The sequence below is a fragment of the Nitrosomonas sp. genome (genome assembly GCF_019752415.1).
In the GTDB taxonomy this organism is placed as follows: Bacteria; Pseudomonadota; Gammaproteobacteria; order Burkholderiales; family Nitrosomonadaceae; genus Nitrosomonas.
In genome coordinates, this window is record NZ_JAIEME010000081.1 from 1 (window position 1) to 18,495 (window position 18,495).

At 43.4% G+C, this 18,495-nt stretch carries 16 protein-coding genes and 1 tRNA gene; 14 read left to right on the plus strand and 3 right to left on the minus strand.

What is annotated here, in order from left to right:
- The 3 genes from K2P83_RS12120 to K2P83_RS12130 form a co-directional block, all read left to right on the plus strand.
- Positions 1-413 (plus strand): integrase core domain-containing protein (locus K2P83_RS12120; RefSeq protein ID WP_292929532.1); only part of this gene is annotated, 413 nt, incomplete at its 5' end.
- A 245-nt stretch (positions 414-658) separates the two neighbouring features.
- Positions 659-1,711 (plus strand): cytochrome c peroxidase, encoded by a 1,053-nt coding sequence (locus K2P83_RS12125; RefSeq protein ID WP_292929534.1) that lies wholly within the window; start codon positions 659-661, stop codon positions 1,709-1,711.
- A gap of 364 nt (positions 1,712-2,075) precedes the next feature.
- Positions 2,076-2,507 (plus strand): glycine zipper family protein, encoded by a 432-nt coding sequence (locus K2P83_RS12130; RefSeq protein WP_292929536.1) that lies wholly within the window; start codon positions 2,076-2,078, stop codon positions 2,505-2,507.
- 541 nt (positions 2,508-3,048) lie between these two features.
- Here the strand turns inward: K2P83_RS12130 and K2P83_RS12135 are convergent.
- Positions 3,049-3,133: transfer RNA gene (locus K2P83_RS12135), tRNA-Leu, on the minus strand.
- 57 nt (positions 3,134-3,190) lie between these two features.
- On the opposite strand from K2P83_RS12135, the gene rnr reads away from it, so the two are divergent.
- The 10 genes from rnr (at position 3,191) to K2P83_RS12185 (ending at position 15,470) form a co-directional block, all read left to right on the plus strand.
- Complete coding sequence (gene rnr / locus K2P83_RS12140; protein WP_292929538.1) at positions 3,191-5,434, plus strand: ribonuclease R; 2,244 nt, start codon at positions 3,191-3,193, stop codon at positions 5,432-5,434.
- Between the two features lie 152 nt (positions 5,435-5,586).
- On the plus strand, positions 5,587-6,327 hold the full coding sequence (gene rlmB / locus K2P83_RS12145) for a 23S rRNA (guanosine(2251)-2'-O)-methyltransferase RlmB (protein ID WP_292929540.1): 741 nt from the start codon (positions 5,587-5,589) through the stop codon (positions 6,325-6,327).
- 104 nt (positions 6,328-6,431) lie between these two features.
- Positions 6,432-8,189, plus strand: coding sequence for an arginine--tRNA ligase (gene argS / locus K2P83_RS12150; RefSeq protein ID WP_292929542.1), 1,758 nt, complete (start codon positions 6,432-6,434; stop codon positions 8,187-8,189).
- A gap of 24 nt (positions 8,190-8,213) precedes the next feature.
- Positions 8,214-9,002, plus strand: coding sequence for an SPOR domain-containing protein (locus K2P83_RS12155; protein ID WP_292929544.1), 789 nt, complete (start codon positions 8,214-8,216; stop codon positions 9,000-9,002).
- 99 nt (positions 9,003-9,101) lie between these two features.
- A complete protein-coding gene (locus K2P83_RS12160) occupies positions 9,102-9,740 on the plus strand; it encodes a thiol:disulfide interchange protein DsbA/DsbL (protein WP_292929546.1) in 639 nt (212 codons plus the stop codon).
- Between the two features lie 71 nt (positions 9,741-9,811).
- Positions 9,812-10,276 carry a peptide-methionine (S)-S-oxide reductase MsrA gene (gene msrA / locus K2P83_RS12165; RefSeq protein WP_292929548.1) on the plus strand — a complete coding sequence of 155 codons (465 nt, stop codon included), beginning with the start codon at positions 9,812-9,814 and terminating at the stop codon, positions 10,274-10,276.
- Between the two features lie 148 nt (positions 10,277-10,424).
- Positions 10,425-12,038, plus strand: coding sequence for an HDOD domain-containing protein (locus tag K2P83_RS12170; protein ID WP_292929550.1), 1,614 nt, complete (start codon positions 10,425-10,427; stop codon positions 12,036-12,038).
- Positions 12,039-12,077: 39 nt separating this feature from the next.
- Positions 12,078-12,695 carry a guanylate kinase gene (gene gmk / locus K2P83_RS12175; RefSeq protein WP_292929552.1) on the plus strand — a complete coding sequence of 206 codons (618 nt, stop codon included), beginning with the start codon at positions 12,078-12,080 and terminating at the stop codon, positions 12,693-12,695.
- A gap of 80 nt (positions 12,696-12,775) precedes the next feature.
- Positions 12,776-12,982 (plus strand): DNA-directed RNA polymerase subunit omega, encoded by a 207-nt coding sequence (gene rpoZ / locus K2P83_RS12180; RefSeq protein WP_292929554.1) that lies wholly within the window; start codon positions 12,776-12,778, stop codon positions 12,980-12,982.
- Between the two features lie 382 nt (positions 12,983-13,364).
- Entirely contained in the window at positions 13,365-15,470 is a 2,106-nt protein-coding gene (locus tag K2P83_RS12185; RefSeq protein ID WP_292929556.1) for a bifunctional (p)ppGpp synthetase/guanosine-3',5'-bis(diphosphate) 3'-pyrophosphohydrolase, read from the plus strand.
- A gap of 76 nt (positions 15,471-15,546) precedes the next feature.
- Here the strand turns inward: K2P83_RS12185 and ccsA are convergent, their stop codons facing one another.
- Complete coding sequence (gene ccsA / locus K2P83_RS12190; protein WP_292929558.1) at positions 15,547-16,386, minus strand: cytochrome c biogenesis protein CcsA; 840 nt, start codon at positions 16,384-16,386, stop codon at positions 15,547-15,549.
- A 143-nt stretch (positions 16,387-16,529) separates the two neighbouring features.
- Between ccsA and ffh the strand changes: the two genes are divergently transcribed.
- Entirely contained in the window at positions 16,530-17,879 is a 1,350-nt protein-coding gene (ffh, locus tag K2P83_RS12195; RefSeq protein ID WP_292929560.1) for a signal recognition particle protein, read from the plus strand.
- Positions 17,880-18,035: 156 nt separating this feature from the next.
- On the opposite strand, the gene dut is transcribed toward ffh, so the two are convergent.
- Positions 18,036-18,485, minus strand: a complete 450-nt coding sequence (gene dut / locus K2P83_RS12200; RefSeq protein ID WP_292929562.1) for a dUTP diphosphatase — start codon at positions 18,483-18,485, stop codon at positions 18,036-18,038.
- Positions 18,486-18,495 lie beyond the last annotated feature (10 nt).

Here is an 18,495-nt window from a genome sequence, read left to right on the forward strand (position 1 = left end):
GGGAATTGTATGCTGCCATTCTTCCTGATAAGACACAGAATTCTGCAGCTACTTTCCTTGTGCAGGTTATCGAAGAACGCCCTTACACGATTGAGCGCGCTTATTCTGGTAATGGCACGGAGTATAAAGGAACCCCTGATCATGCTTTTGTTACCCTTTGCAAAACAAACAGTATCGATCAGAAATTTACACATGTTCGGCGTCCTCAAACTAATGGCAAGGCTGAACGCGTGATTAAAACTATCTTGGAGATGTCGCATCAACAAACAATCTTCACCTCACGTAAAGATCGTGAACTCAGCCTTGCCAGGTTCGTTAACTTCTATAATACTGTGAAACCTCATACCGGAATTAGTAATATGACTCCGTATGAAAAATTAAGAAACTTTTCTTCAATCTGTAAACAACTCTAGTGATTCTCATAGATTATGCGTAAGGTTACTTCTTTAGTTAAACCATTGACAGCAGATAAATTTGAAGCTTTTCTTCTACAACAAGGACAAATAAATCCATACATAAAATCCTCAACCGCAATTTTGTAATTAACATACTGGTAATTTAAAAAACGTTTTCCCTTTAACAGTTTTTTAGAATGTAAGCATTTTGCTTAATTAGGACTGTTGATTAGGGTGTCAATTTTAAAATTTTGGAGGTTTACATGAAAGTATTCTTATTCTTAGCGCTTATATTGAGTTCTTTTAGTTACGCTCAAAGTAATCACGATCATCAAGATAAAACACAGAAAGATGATCATCATAGTCAAATGCACGATGGCGATCATCACGGTGGAATGGGCGGAATGCATGGCAGTCATCACAAAATAGACAAAACCACTTTGAAACAATTCTTTGAACCGTTACCCGCAGCAATTATTGATAAGGAAAAGAATGCGGCTTTGATCAAGCTTGGAAAGAAGCTTTATTTAGAGCCCCGGCTTTCGATCAATGATCAGATTTCTTGTAACTCCTGCCATCGGCTAGATAATTTTGGCGTAGATAGTCAGGCCACATCGCCAGGTCATGAAGGAAAACGCGGCGGCAGAAATTCCCCAACCTCGATGAATGCAGCGCTACATATTGCGCAGTTCTGGGATGGGCGCGCCAAAGATGTTGAGGAGCAAGCACTTGGGCCAATTTTAAATCCAATCGAAATGGGCATGCCAAATGAAGATGCTGTTGTCAACAAATTGAAAAAAATAGAGGAATATAAAGTACTTTTTGCAGAAGCCTTCAAGGATGAGAAAGATCCTATCCAATACAAAAACGTTGGCAAGGCCATCGGCGCCTTTGAGCGTACGTTGCTAACTCCTTCTCGTTTTGATGATTTCCTCAATGGCGATGAAACCGCGTTGAATGAAAACGAGAAAAGAGGCCTGCAAAAATTTGTCCACATGGGATGCGCCACTTGCCACAATGGTGTTGCGCTTGGCGGGAATTCATACAAAAAAATCGGTCTGGTTAAACCCTATGAAACAAAAGATATGGGACGGTTTGAAATAACCGGACTTGAGATTGACAAGAAAGTGTTTAAGGTCCCAAGCCTTAGAAATATTACCAAAACAGCACCGTATTTCCATGATGGCTCAGTTGCAACATTGGATGAAGCGATAGAAGAAATGGCGGAACATCAATTGGGCCGGGAAGTTGGTCCTGGATTTATTACCGATGTAAAAGCATTCCTGGGATCTCTAACCAGTAAGGGCAAAGAATAAGTTTGTACCGTACGGCCTCGCCTATCCTTACGGCAAAACTGTAGGGATAGATGCAGAAAACAAAACATCAGAAATGCAATCTATAATGCTCTCCGTGGCAAGCCATGGAGAGCATTACGTTCATGTATCGTTGCGCCATCCCCAACAATCACAGTAAACTATTTTACGAATATCTATTTCTTGTTTCTGGCATTGCTCGCACCCCATGCACCACTGTCAATGTTCTTGCGGTACTTTCTGTCTCATTATCAAACAAAATTCCGGTTTCTACTCAAAAATATATTTTTTCAGAATACTCTGGAGAAATTCCATTTATACTGATCCAATCAGGAATATTTATACCTAAATATAGAAGGAAAGCACCATGAAATTAATAATGATAATGACTACAGGTTTGTTTTTTTTGGGGCTGTCGGCTTGCTCCAGTACAGGGCCTGTTTTATATCCAAACACACACTTTTTATCTATGGGAAAAAATGTGGCTGATGCAGATATTGAAGCTTGTAAAGATTTGGCTGAAGCGGCTGGCGCCAAGGAAGGCAAAGGAAACATTGGCAATGTCGCGACAAGCACAGCCATGGGCGCAGGTGTTGGCGCCGCGAGCGGTGCAGTGGGTGGCGCTATTTACGGCTCGGCTGGTCAAGGCTCCTTAGTTGGTGCAGCCAGTGGTGCCGCTGCAGGATTGTTGCGAGGAATCTTCCTCTCGGCGAGACCTGCACAACCCAATCAAGCGTATGCAAACTTCGTTTCTCGCTGCTTGCAAGAAAAAGGCTATGAAGTTACCGGCTGGCAATAACAGGAGGTTCCAGAACGCCGTAATATGACAGAGGGGCCAGACTCAAATGCCACCAGCCATTCCGACAATTAACAATCCCAAAATACCTAATAGCAGTAAGATGATCCATTTGAGATGATGAGAGATATTGCGTAACAACGCTTTAGTTTCTTCGTCTATATTTACGCTTGTCCAATCCAATAAAAGATTCTATCAAATCATGGCATTCCAATTTATGATTGGAATGCTGTTGATCTGTTGCCGTATTAATGAGCTCTTTCGCACTACTGGCAAGCTATCCGGTACATTCTTACTCCGGTATTGACACGCATAGTCAGATTTTTGTTTGCGAAAGTCTCGGATGGGAGTATTTGAATTTGTCTTTTTGGTCCTATATAGTAAGCAACATTCGAGAATGTGATATAAGATAAAAACTAATATTTACAGATTTAATTTATTGCTCAATCTTTAGCCAACAAAAATATTGATGGCATATTTTTAGGCATAGAATTCTTGGTTTAATTAATAATAAACTTATTAATCAATATATTAAAATGATTTATGGTGCCCAGAAGAGGACTCGAACCTCCACACCCGAAGGCACATGGACCTGAACCATGCGCGTCTACCAATTCCGCCATCTGGGCAATAAACAACCGGATCCGGCTGCCAAAGAACGCGTAATTCTATAGGAAATCACTGCTTTGTCAATTAAGAAGAATCAAAAACCACGTAATCTGGATCCTTTTCTTGATCGCGAGAAAGGACGCTATGAACACCCATTACCCAGCCGGGAATATGTTTTACAGATTTTAAAACAGCAGGGCGTCCCAACCGCTGAACACGCATTATTTAAGTTACTGGATATCACTAAAAAAGAAGAAGAACTGTTTAATCGCCGGTTAACCGCGATGGTGCGCGAAGGCCAGATTTTCCGTAACCGCAAAGGCGATATTTGCGTCATGGAGAAACTGGATTTGATCAAAGGGAAAATCCAAGGTCATCCAGACGGGTTTGGCTTTCTGATTCCAGATGACGGCAGTCCGGATTTGTATCTGAGCGCCAAAGAAATGAATAAAGCGTTGCATGGAGACCGAGTTTTGGTACGTGAAATTGGATTGGACCGGCGCGGCCGACGCGAAGCTGCGATTGTAGAGGTATTGGAATATACCAATACTCAGTTGGTAGGCCGGCTATATATTGACCATGGCATTCTGCTTGTAGTGGCTGAAAACAAACGCATCAGCCAAGATATTCTGATCGCTATGGAACACTCTTTGAAAGCCAAAGCAGGCCAGATTGTCGTCGTCGAGATTATCCAGCAGCCGAATAAACAGTCGCAACCGATCGGGAAAATTATTGAGATTCTTGGAGACTACACCGCGCCTGGGATGGAAATTGAAATCGCGTTACGAAAACACGATCTTCCCTATGTATTTTCTCCCGAGGTTGAAAAACTCTCGGCCAAATTTCCCAAAAATGTAGCAAAAAAAGAACTGATGGGACGCAAAGATATCTCCCATTTACCCCTGGTAACCATAGACAGCGAAACTGCCCGTGATTTTGATGACGCGGTGTATTGCGAAACAGACGATAGAGGATACCGGCTGTATGTAGCGATTGCGGATGTCAGTCACTATGTCAAACCCAACGATGCCATTGATCAGGAAGCATTTAACCGGGGAAATTCCGTCTATTTCCCTCGCCGTGTTATTCCCATGCTGCCGGAAGCGCTATCGAATGAGTTGTGTTCACTTGTTCCAGACAAGAACCGGCTTTGCATGGTCTGTGAAATACAGTTCCAAGCGAACGGCGACATCCTCGATTATAATTTTTATCCCGCTGTGATGTGCTCCCATGCGCGCCTGACCTACAATAAAGTAGCGGCCATGCTGGCTAACCCCAAAGGACCTGAAGCCAAGGAATATGCAAAGCTGTTGCCGCACGTGCAAAGGGTCCACAAATTATTTAAGGCATTACTGAAAGCACGCAAGAAACGCGGCGCGATTGACTTTGAAACGACAGAAACACAAATGTTCTTCAATGAACAAGGGAAAATCGACAAGATTGAACCAGTGCAACGGACCGAAGCGCACCGTTTGATTGAAGAATGCATGCTGGCAGCGAATGTATGTGCCGCAGATTTTCTGCAAAAAAATAATCAGACAACGCTGTATCGTATTCATGAAGATCCCTCTCCCGAGAAAATTGAAGCCTTGCGTAATTTTCTCAAAGAGTTTGGCATTCAATTAGGCGGAAAAAACAAACCCAGCGCCAAAGATTACGCGCAAACACTGCTTAAAATACAAGGCAGACCGGATGCGCAGCTACTCCAGACGGTCATGCTAAGATCTTTGCAACAGGCTGTTTACAGCCCGGATATTTCCGGGCATTTCGGGCTTGCGTATGACTACTACACGCACTTTACTTCCCCCATCCGCCGCTACCCTGATTTACTGATACATCGCGCCATCAAAACGGTATTAAACGGGAAATCCTATGAACCCGGAGATTGGAACGCGTTAGGTAAACATTGCTCACTCACCGAGCGGCGCGCCGACGAGGCAACACGTGACGTCGAATCCTGGCTCAAGTGTTTCTACATGCAGGATAGAATCGGCGAATGTTTTGACGGCGTGATCAGCAGTGTCACCGGGTTTGGCTTATTTGTAGCACTGGATAACGTGTACGTGGAAGGTCTCGTACATATTTCAGAACTCCCGAGTGATTATTTTCGTTTTGATGCGACCAAACATACTTTATTGGGTGAACGCAGCGGCAAACAATACCGTTTGGGTGATCGATTACAAGTTAAATTGGTCCGTGTTGATTTGGAAACCAGCAAAATCGATTTTGTATTAGCTGAGCCCAGCAAAAAATCAAGCAGCGCCAAGAAAAAATCCACATCAGAAACAAAGACCGCATCAAAAAGTAAGAAATCGCTTTAACAATCTGAAATTGTTTTACAATACGCGGGTTATGTTGATTGGATCATAACGCGCGAGAAAATCAGAACACAGCAGCAGCATGCTTCTATTTTTCATCAAATATCTCTTATGTTAAGCGATGCTTAGCAAAATTTTCAGGTTTGTTAGGAATTATGTCGAGCACCCGCCTTATTTTTGGCTTTCACGCGGTCACCAGCCGTTTGCGGCAAAATCCGAATAGCATCAAAGAGATATTTATCGACGCCACACGCGATGATCAACGCGCTCGCGGGTTAATCAAGCTTGCCGAAGACCAAAAGATTCGTTTGATCACCAGTGAGGGACCAAGACTGACAAGCATGGCTGGTACCGATCGTCATCAAGGCGTCGTGGCCAATATCGATATTGCGCGCAGTTATATCGACATCAGCGATGTTCTCGATACACTGACTGAACCAGCCCGGCTGCTGGTATTGGATGGCATTCAGGATCCACACAATTTAGGTGCGTGTTTACGTGTTGCCGATGCGTTTGGCGTACATGCCGTGATTGCACCGAAAGATCGGGCAGTCGGATTGACCTCAACCGTTTATAAAGTTTCCAGCGGTGCTGCGGATACGGTGCCATATATCGCCGTAACCAATTTGTCGCGTACGCTAAAGCAATTAAAAGAACAGGGAATCTGGATTATAGGTACCGCGGAAGATGCAGATCACGATCTCACCCATTTCCAGATTCAAGGGCCGGTTGCCTGGGTATTTGGCTCTGAAGAAAAAGGATTGCGGCGATTGACGCGGGAAGCCTGCGATCAATTGGTGCGCATTCCGATGCTGGGCAGCATAGAAAGTTTAAATGTCGCTGTCAGCGCGGGGGTCTGTCTTTTTGAAACGCTTCGCCAACAATCTTCGGCATGAGCTGTGCACCTGATAGAATGCAGCTTATTATTTAGACAAGAAGAATCTATGTTATGCCCGGCAACTCAGTTCAATCAAAATATTGATATCGCTTATTCTCAACCATGACTTCATCTGCCTATCCCAACTTTAAAATACATTTTGCCGGACTTTTCCGCCAGGCAGGCAATCACATCACCACACTGGATACTTCCATTCGCATTGAATTGGCACGCACCAAGCAAGCCAGTCATGGCGATTATTCCTGCAATCTTGCCATGCAATTAGCTAAACCATTGCATAAAAATCCGCGAGAAATCGCCAGTCTATTGATCAATGCCCTTCCACCCTCCCCTTATCTGGAAAAAATTGAAGTGGCTGGCGCAGGTTTCATCAATCTGTTCCTGAAAAACTCCGCCAAACAGCAATACCTGCAGCATGTTTTGCAAAGCAAAACGGCTTTCGGCCATAGTGATTTTGGCCAAGGGAAAAAGATTCAGGTGGAATTTGTCTCGGCCAATCCAACCGGGCCACTGCATGTCGGACATGGGCGTGGCGCGGCAATCGGTGCAAGTTTATCCAGCATACTGGCAGCGGCCGGTTTTAATGTATCCCGTGAATTCTATGTCAATGACGCAGGACGGCAAATGGACATTCTGACGCTTTCTACCTGGCTGCGTTATCTGGAACTCAACAATATTCGCGTTCCTTTTCCAGAGAATGCTTATCAGGGCAACTATGTTAAAACCATGGCACAACTAATCCAGCAAGCACATGACCAGCGATATGTGCATCAACCAGCCTTATTGCTGGAGGATCTGTCAGAAAATATCCATGAAACAGGAATTAATACTGACGAGCAGTTGGATCAATTAATTGCGAGTGCAAAAAAAATACTCGGCCAGGATTATGCGTATATTCACAATTTTGTGCTGACAGAACAATTGGGTGATTGCCGCAATGATTTGATGGAATTCGGTGTGGAATTTGATACCTGGTTTTCAGAACAATCGCTATTTGATAATGGTCTTGTCGCGCATACCATCCAGTTGCTTGAGAAGAAACATTACTTGTATCTACAGGATGGCGCTGTTTGGTTTCGCTCCACCGATTTTGGTGATGAAAAAGACCGTGTCGTGCAAAGAGAAAACGGTCAATTCACTTATTTTGCTTCGGATATCGCCTACCATCTGAATAAATTTGAGCGCGGTTTCGATCAGATGATTAATATCTGGGGGGCGGACCATCATGGTTATATTGCCAGGGTAAAAGGCGCTTTACAGGCATTGGAATTAGATCCAGAAAAACTGGAAATCGCCTTAGTGCAGTTTGCTGTGCTTTACCGTGATGGCAAAAAAGCACCCATGTCTACCCGTTCCGGCGAGTTTGTCACGTTGCGGGAATTACGCCAGGAAGTCGGCAAAGATGCCGCACGATTCTTTTACGTGATGCGTAAAAGCGATCAGCATTTGGATTTTGATTTAGATCTGGCCAAATCGCAAAGCAATGAAAACCCAGTGTATTACGTCCAGTATGCCCATGCTCGTGTGTGCAGCGTGTTGGTGCAATGGGATGGTGATATGAACAATCTGGTTAATGCGAGCGCGGAAGCACTATCCAGCTCTGCCGAATTAGCTTTGCTGCAAAAATTAATTGATTTTCCGGATACTGTAGAAATGGCTGCGAAGGAATTTTCACCGCATCTGATTGCTTTCTACCTCAGAGAACTGGCCAGCGAATTTCATAGTTACTATAATTCAACGCGTTTCCTAGTACCTGAGATTCCGTTGCAGCACGCTCGATTGGCGTTGATTGCTTCGATCCGTGAGGTACTGAATAATGGTTTGAGGTTACTCGGTGTCAGTGCACCTGATAAAATGTGATCGAATTAATGCATAAGGATACTCATGAGCCGAGATTATAAGACCAGAAAACCTTCAAAATCCACACCTGAGAAAGGCGGTTCTGCATTCCTGGGCGGGTTTGTCGGTTACGCATTAGGTCTTGCGAGTGCTATTGGCATCTGGCTGTATTTTAACTATTCACCCAGTCCGTTTTTGCCCACTGAGAAAGCGGCCAGCTCAACCGAGAAAAGCGAAGTAAAAGCAACGCCGGAGCAACCCCAAACACCCGCTAAACCACAAGAAGAGCCCGTAGTGACTGCCGAGGAAAAGCCTCGATTTGATTTTTACAAGATCCTCCCTGGTATTGAAGAGCCCGAGTTTGATCATGAATACAAACCGGCTGTTCCTCAACCAGCTCAACCGCAAATTACTCCCAAGATTCCAGAAAATAGGGATAAACCTACTGAAAATGTACAACAGACTGTCCCGCCAACCCGTCCGAATATCAATCCGGCCGTAACCGCCCCGCAAATCGCAGCTGTTCCGCCACGTACTATTCCAGCAGAACCGATACAACAATCGCTAGCACCTCCAATTAAGAGCCCTCCTCCAGTGAAAGAAAAATATTTTCTCCAGGCCGGGTCTTTCAGAAAAAATGATGAAGCAGAGAACATGAAAGCCAGACTCGCATTCCTTGGTGTATCAGCATCCATACAACCGATTGATTTAGCTGAGAAAGGCACTTGGTATAGGGTACGTATCGGCCCTCTCACTAACAAAGTGGATATTGATGAAATTAGCGCTTCTTTAAAAGAAAATGGCATAGGAGCACAATTTATCAAAGTACAATAAATTATTTCCTGACACCCTGCTTGCACTCAATTTTTGTGCGATCTATTCATACTAAACAGAATCCACCAGCCAGTTAGACACTTTATTTAAGGAGTTAAAATGAATCAATATAAGCCTCTTGCAGTTTTCTTCTTAGTATTGAGTTTTAGTTTAATAAACCTATCCAGTGCACGTGCCGAGATTGTTGAGGGCAAAGACTATACCGTACTGGCTACCCCGCAACCCACACAGGATGGTAGTACGATTGAAGTCTTAGAGTTCTTTTGGTATGGCTGCCCCCATTGCGACAGCTTACACCCGCATCTTAAAACCTGGCTGATGAACATCCCTAAGGATGTCAGTTTTCGCTATGTGCCTGCGACGCTTCGCGCCAATTGGGTATCGGCTGCGAAAATCTTCCATACGATAGAAGCAATGGGAATAACCGATACTTTGCACGACAAAGTTTACGATGCTATTCATCGTGAGAAAATTGATTTAAACAATGAATCTGCTCTATTTGACTGGATTGAGAAACAGGGCATCGATAGAAAGAAGTTTGAAGATACTTATCGCTCTTTTGCAGTCCAGAATCAGGTAGCAAAATCAACACAAATGTCCCGCCAATATCAACTCACTGGTGTTCCTGCATTGGTCATTAATGGAAAGTACATTACCAGCGGTAAAATGGGCGGTACACCGCAAGATACCATCAGAACCTTGGAAGCACTGATAGAAAAGATACGAAAGGAAAAATAACATATGCACTTTTCCATTCATTGGAATACACTAAAATACTTTATTGATTTGATTTATCAAGTGAATCAATAGTGGCGGCGAACAAGATAATTTTTGGGGCAGGCTGTTTCTGGGGAGTAGAAGCAGCCTTTCGTCGTATCAAAGGAGTCTCCGGCGTTACTTGTGGTTATTCCGGCGGGCATACCGACAATCCAACTTACACAGCCGTTTGTACCAGCACCACCGGTCATATTGAAGTGGTTATGGTCGAGTATGATCCGGCAGAAGTGGTTTTTGAAACATTACTAGACAGTTTTTGGAGCTGTCATAATCCTACCACGCCGGATCGTCAAGGTCCCGACATCGGCACACAATATCGTTCAACTATCTTTTTCTTCACGCCAGAACAAGAGATTGCCGCAAAAGAATCCAAGCATAAATTACAGACTAGCGGACGTTGGCACAATCCTATTGTAACCAAAATTTTACCTGCCGGCCAATTTTACATTGCAGAGGAATATCATCAGAATTATTTCAGCAAGCATGGTATTCATTAACATTTCTTATTAACTAACCTTCTAATTTGCCGTTAATAAAAATGCATATTAGATTTCTATAACATTCAGGAAGAAAGAATCTGATACAGACTGCGATATGGTTTGCACCAACATACTAACTAACAATTTTAATTAGAAGAAGCTTAAGATGGGATCCATTCAATCGCCCTATACTCCCCAAGACCCATCCAATTTTCTTGATCCTGCCGCAGTAAAAAAAGATAGTACAAAAACTTTAAGAGATCATTTAATCGAAGCGGTCACTAATGACCCGGATCTCCCCGCTCTTGGCAGCTCCATTACACGCATCGTACAACTATCTTCATCGGATGATCAATCCATTCAACAATTAGCCTATTTTGTTCTATCGGATGTTTCATTAACACAAAAGATTCTGCGCTTATCGAATTCTGTCGCTTTCATTTCCGCGTCTAACAAAGTTAATACCAGTATCACCAAAGCAATATTCTTGCTGGGTTTTAATTCGGTAAAGACTTGCGCTTTAGCCATGCTGCTGGTTGACGGCATGTCTGGGAAGCGTGCAGAACACGTCCGCACTGAGTTAAATAACGCCTTAGCGGCTAGTATGATTAGCCGTGAGCTTGTTAAGATTAGCTCTTTTAAAGATGCAGAAGAAATTGCTGTTGTTGCCTTGTTCAAGAACCTTGGACGTTTATTGCTTGCTGCCTATGATCATGATTTATACCAGAAAATGATGGCTCTCATCGAGGAAGGTACGCATACGTCTTTGCAAGCATCACAAACAGTATTGGATTTCAATCTGGATACACTGACCGAGACTATTCTGGAAAAATGGAATATCCCCATCAGCATCATTCAATCGCTTAAAAACAAGCCTCCAGGCATTCTGAACGCTGCAAAGAATAAACAAGAGTGGATGCAGCAAGCCGCAGAATTTAGTGAAAAAGCTACATCGCTTATTTTGGCAACCACCGAACCGGAAGATTCCGAGCTTAAAAATAAGCTACTCAACCGTTTTGGCAGAGCACTTCATCTGGATAAATATAAATTGGATCAATTGATACTGAGTGCTTCCGCGGAAACCCGGACTTACTTAATCAATGCAAATTTACTCATCGCTGACAAAAGTAGCAAAATCAATCCACACTCAACACAGGCAGAATTTGATACTTCTTTAGAAGATTCACTTAATGAACTGCTGTTAAGCGATGATGAAAACAATAGCCCAGGAATTACTCAGTGTTACCCCAGTGGCAAACCTTATAATGCATCCGCATTATTATTAGCCGGTGTGCAAGACGTTACCGAAATTATGGCATCTGGCAAGTATAGGCTTGAGGATTTAATCATGTTAGTTCTGGAAACTTATTATAATAGCCTAGGTTTTCGTTTTATCACGCTTTGCCTTAGAGACCAAAAAATAAATCAGTTTCGTGCACGCAGTTCTCTGGGCAGAAATAACATGGAGTATCAAAAAGCATTTAACTTCCCAACTGCACCGTCTAATGATCTGTTTCATCTTGCCCTGAAGCAGAATGTAGATTTGCTAATTTCAGACGCCTACATCCCAAAAATTCGCAAACTAATACCCCAATGGCATGTGGATCTATTACCCGATGCACGCAGTTTTATTGTGCTCCCTTTGGTAGCAAACGAAAAACCCATTGGCCTATTTTATGCAGACCGCGCATTGGATGCACCTGAAGGAATTACTGCTGAAGAAACAAGGCTGATCAGAACATTAAAAGGTCAAGCACTGACAGCTTTTAACTCGAGATAAAATATCTGATCACACAGATAAATAAATAATAGGTACAAGATGACAAAAATGACAGGTTGCTTATTTATTATCAGCGCACCCTCTGGCACCGGAAAAACCAGTTTGGTCAGAGCATTGCTCCAATCAGACATAAATCTGAGTCTGTCTATTTCACATACTACACGCTCGCCGCGTTCCGGAGAAGTCAATGGTCGTGACTATCATTTTGTCGATGAAGTAACATTCAGACAAATGCTCCGAAATGGAGAATTCGTAGAAAGTGCGGAAGTTTATGGCAATCTTTATGGTACCTCGCAAAAATGGATTGACAGTGCTATCGCTTCAGGTCAGGATATCTTACTCGAGATTGATTGTCAGGGAGCAAAACAGATACAGCAAATTCTCCCCGAATCCATCGGCATCTTTATACTTCCGCCCTCGGCAGACACTCTGGCAACACGACTAGTAAAAAGGGCCCAAGATAACCCGGGGATCATTGAGAAAAGACTAATTGCGGCGCGCGAAGAAGTCGGTCATATTACTGAGTTTGATTATGTTATTATCAACGACAAGTTGGAAGATGCGCTTAATGATCTGATCTGCGTTGTCAGGGCTGAGCACTTAAAAAAGGCGCGGCAGCTGATAAAATATCATGCATTGATCGCCCAATTGTCATAGCCAATTCCTATAAATGGCATAGTTTTTTAAAAAAATTTCAAAATATATTTGTAACTCCATAAATAACCGAGATAAATACCATGGCACGAATTACCGTTGATGATTGTATAAAGCAAATTCCCAACAGATTTGATATGACTTTAGTTGCTACAGTACGCGCCAGGCAATTGGCCATAGGCTCCGCGCCCATGGTGGATCCTGGACGCGATAAACCGACTGTCATTGCGCTGCGCGAGCTGGCACAAGGCAAAATAGGTTTGGATATCCTAAATCCCAGAAACATGTAACTCCGATTCAATGCTATGAAGACGCTGTCAGGAATTGATATTGTCTTTGTAGTACTTGGTCGTAGTCATCAGCCAATAATTCCCTGCGCATAATCACACCAAAGACTAATCTAAGCAGTTTAGAGATCGTAATCGCCCAAAACGGCTTGCGAAAGATAGCGAGTTAGCATTATCTGAAAAAAATTTAAAATAAGGCTATGTCGCAATTAACTGTTAAATGAAATTCTCAAAACCATGCAATCTCATATTAATTATAGCCTTGAGCGTTCTTTATGGTAAATAATAATACTATTTAGAATTATGTTTCTACTAAAATTTCAACAGTTAATTGCGACATAGCCTAAAATGACCTACCTGATGCAAGCCAAATAAATCAAATTCTATGCCTGAAGCAGAACTTCTATTTTCTGAAGCCTCCAAATATCTTAAACCAGAAGATCTTAACCAACTTAGAAGTGCTTATTCATTTGGTCAAGGTGCTCATTCCGGACAATTCCGGAAATCAGGTGAGCCCTATATTTCTCATCCAGTGGCAGTAGCCAGGATCCTCTGTACACTGCGTCTCGATGCACCTACGCTAACGGCTGCCTTATTGCATGATGTCGTAGAAGACACAGATATTTCCAAAACTGAAATCAGTGAAAGATTTGGAGAACCTGTAGCAGAGCTGGTTGATGGTGTGTCTAAACTCACTAAAATTGAATTTCAAACGCAAGAAGAGGCTCAGGCAGAGAATTTCCGCAAGATGCTACTGGCGATGGCGAGAGATGTACGAGTCATACTCATCAAACTGGCTGATCGGCTGCACAACATGCGAACACTTGAAGCTATGCTCCCTGCAAAACAGCGAAGCATCGCACGTGAAACTCTTGAGATTTATGCACCGATCGCGCATCGGCTGGGACTCAATAATATCTACCAGGAATTACAAGAACTGGGTTTTCACTATTCTTATCCCTTACGCTACAAAGTACTGATCAAAGCAACCAAAGCTGCACGCGGAAATCGTCGTGAAATCGTTGGAAAGATTCTAGAAGCCATTGATAGTAAGTTAAAAGATTCCGGATTGGATGCTGAAGTCACTGGACGCGAGAAGCATCTCTATAGTATTTATATGAAGATGGTCGAGAAACATTTGTCCTTTTCTGAGGTACTGGATATTTATGGCTTCCGTGTTATTGTTAAAGATATTCCTTCGTGCTATGTGGCACTAGGCATGTTACATAGCCTGTATAAACCAATCCCTGGTAAATTCAAGGACTACATTGCAATCCCCAAAACCAATGGTTATCAATCGTTACACAACACTTTATTGGGCCCGTTTGGCATCCCGATAGAAATACAAATTCGTACCGCAGAAATGCACCGGGTCGCCGAAAATGGTGTTGCTTCACACTGGCTCTACAAAAGCTCAGATGCGGATTTTAATGATCTGCATCTGCAAACAAGCCGATGGCTGCAGAATTTACTGGAAACACTCAGCGGCTCGACAGATTCTCTGGAGTTTCTGGAGCATCTTAAAATTGATTTATTCCCAGGTGATGTTTTTGTTTTCACTCCACAAGGAAAGATTTTAACGCTCCCTCGAGGATCAACCGCCGTCGATTTCGCTTATGCAGTCCATTCCGATGTAGGAAACTGTTGTGTAGCTGTCAAGATTAATGGTGAAAATGCACCACTGCGTGCCAAACTAAAAAGTGGTGATCGCGTAGAAATCGTCACAGCACCTTATGCTAAACCGAATCCTTCCTGGCTCAGTTATGTAGCAACCGGAAGAGCACGTTCGCACATTCGTCACTTTCTCAAAACAATTCAATATGACGAATCGGTCAAATTAGGTGAACGCATGTTAAATCAGGCGCTACTGTCTTTTAATATTAATCCTGACACAATAAATGATACACAATGGGAAAAATTAGTACGCGACAGTGGCGTCAAATACAAGGAAGAATTATTCACTGAAATGGCTCTGGGAAAACAACTCCCTGCAGTCGTGGCAAAAAGGCTGGCATCTCCATTGGAATCCATCTCCAGTGACCAGATTGCCAGTCCAATTACCATATTGGGGACGGAAGGATTGACCGTTCAATTTGCCAAATGCTGCCGTCCTATTCCCGGGGATATTATTGTCGGAGTGATTAAAAAAGACTCTGGATTGATCATCCATACGCTTAATTGCGCCAATATCACCAATAGTCAAAAGAACTCAGAAAACTACCTGGATGTCGCCTGGGGCAAAGATATTACTAGAACGTTTGAATCCAGTATCAAAGTAACTACAGTGAATAAGCAGGGCGTCCTGGCACGAGTCGCTGCCGAAATAGCCAAAGCCGAATCAAATATAGACGACATTGCCATGGAAAACGAGAACGATTTCATGCATATGCGTTTTATCCTGCAAATAAACAACAGGTCTCATCTTGCACAGGTTATACGTGGTCTACGACATCTCAAAGAAGTGGTTCGAGTTCATCGCACGAGAAATTAATTTATCAGTCTTTTGTAAGGAAATGCAACATTCTAGAGTTCAGATCACCAGAAAAAATATACCAATGGCCAACAAATTAGCGATTTAGTATGATCTCCAACACAAACTTGCTACCGATATAGGCGAGCAATAGTGTAACAAATCCCACCAGGGTCCATCGAATGGCTATCCGCCCCCGCCAGCCGTAGAGTTGTCTACCGGCTAACAATGCTGCGAATACTCCCCAGGAGATAAAACCAAATAACGTTTTGTGTGAGAATGTTAGCGGCTGACCGAATACTTCCTTTGAAAACACTACGCCGCTCAAGAGCGTCAGAGTAAGTAAAACAAATCCAATCCAGATGATATGGAACAATAGTTTCTCCATCGCCAGCAGTGGCGGCAGATTTGTCAGTATTGAGCGAGTGGCAGGGTGATGTAAATGGCGCTCGACTACAGTCATCAATAATGCGTGTAACGCCGCTATCGTCAAGAGACTGTAGGCCATCATGGCAACCAGTAGATGCGCTTTGAATGCAGGTAATTCAGTGTTATCAAGTGGACGTAGCGATGGGAAAAACAATGGCAGTAACACTGCAATGGCCGCTGCTGCTGCAACGGGTGCAACCAAGGTTTGCAATCCCTGTAACCGGTTAAAAAACCCCGAGGACCAGTAAATGAATGCAGTTAGCCAGACAATGGTTGAAATCGCATTACTCAAACCAAAACTGAGGCCTGCACCAACAAACATCGATTGATACAACGTTATGGCATGCAATAACAAAGGAGCAAGCATAGCATAATGTGCCCACGTAATCGTTACCAGCACACGATCACTAGCTTTTGATGATGCTTGATACCAAGTATTTCGCCAAAAAAACCAACCGATCAGTATATAAAGCAAAAAGGCTGCGAGATAAGTTAAAATGCTGGTCATTGATAGTACAAATATTAATAGGCCGGAATAATTGTTTAGTCTACATGTCGCTTTAACAAATTCAAAGAGCCAATCTGGATTTTTTATTTAAATTTGAATAATCACTTTGTTCTATAACCATCGTTTTTTTGTGAGGTTTAAGTATGTTTGACAATCTGACCAGCCGCCTGACCGGTGTCATTAAAACATTACGCGGCGAAGCAAGACTTACTGAAAGCAATATACAAGATGCCTTGCGCGAGGTACGCATGGCATTACTGGAGGCTGATGTGGCTTTACCAGTTGTCAAAGATTTCATCGCGCGCGTTAAAGAAAAAGCTGTAGGCCATGAAGTCATGAGCAGCCTCACGCCTGGACAAGCGCTCGTTGAAGTGGTTCATCAGGAGTTAATTGCGATTATGGGTGGAGAGAAAGTTGATCTAAATCTCTCCACAGTACCGCCCGCCGTTATTCTTATGGCGGGATTGCAAGGTGCCGGCAAAACTACCAGCAGTGGCAAGCTGGCCAAGTGGCTAATAGACCAGAAGAAAAAGAAAGTGTTATTGGTTTCCTGTGATATCTACCGCCCGGCTGCTATTCATCAACTGGAAATTTTGGCTAGCCAAACCGGTGCTGATTTTTTCCCCGTTAAGGATGGACAAAAACCTGGTGAAATTGGTGCCGCTGCATTGGATTACGCACGCAGGCATCATCATGATGTAATGATCGTGGATACTGCTGGCCGATTAGGTATTGATGAAGCCATGATGCAGGAGATCAGTGAACTTGAAGCATTGTTAAAACCGATTGAAACTTTGTTTGTTGTCGATGCGATGCAAGGACAAGATGCGGTTAATACAGCCAAAGCATTTTCCGATGCACTTCCCTTAACCGGCGTCATACTCACTAAATTGGACGGTGATGCGCGGGGTGGTGCAGCGCTATCGGTCAAACACATTACCGGAAAACCCATCAAATTTACCGGCGTTGCGGAAAAATTAACCGGATTGGAAGCGTTTTATCCTGATCGGATGGCATCGCGCATTCTGGGCATGGGAGATGTGCTTGGATTGATTGAAGAAGCACACCGTAACGCTGATCAGCAAGAAGCTGAGAAGTTGATGAAGAAAATGAAATCGGGTAAGGCATTTGACTTAGACGATTTCAAGGCACAATTTCAACAAATGCGCAATATGGGCGGGATGAGCGCTCTGATGGACAAATTGCCTGCGCAATTAAGTCAGGCCGCACAAAATGTAAAAGTGGACGACAAAATAATCAGCCGGACGGAAGGCATTATTAATTCCATGACAAAACAAGAGCGTAATAAACCTGAAATACTGAAAGCTTCACGTAAACGACGAATCGCCGCAGGAGCAGGTGTTTCTGTACAAGAAGTGAACCGTTTACTGGCACAATTCGAGCAGGCAAAAAAAATGATGAAAATGATGAGTAAAGGCGGAATGTCCAAGATGATGCGTGGATTAAAAGGGATGCTCCCTCGCCTGCACTAGCTTATCAATTGGCTGCAGGTGATTTCTCTAGCACAACAACTTGAGTACCTGTGGCATAGCTTCCATTTCCAATGGGGTAGCCACTTTACTCCCGAGGAGTTTGCATCCACAGAAACTATCCCCAGCAAAGCAATAACAATCTCTGGCAAACGCGCGTCAATGCTTACCTGTACTGCCAAAACCATCTTCACCCCGATGGCTCTGGTCAAAACTATCCACTTTGTTGAATTCAACCTGCACAACGGGAACCACGACAAGCTGTGCGATACGTTCCAACGGGTTGAGATGAAATGAAGTCTGTCCACGATTCCAGCAGGATACAAAAATCTGTCCCTGATAATCCGAATCAATCAAACCCACCAGATTTCCCAATACAATCCCATGTTTATGACCTAATCCAGAACGTGGCAATACCAATGCAGCCAACCCCGTATCAGCTAGATGCAATGCGATTCCTGTTGGAATCAGGCTGGTTTCTCCCGGTTTGATCGTGACAGGTTGCTCAATACAAGCGCGCAAATCCAGACCGGCTGAACCCGGTGTGGCATAGATAGGAAGCTGTTCATTTAAACGTTCATCAAGAATTTTAATATCAATTTTTTTCATACGCTTCAAT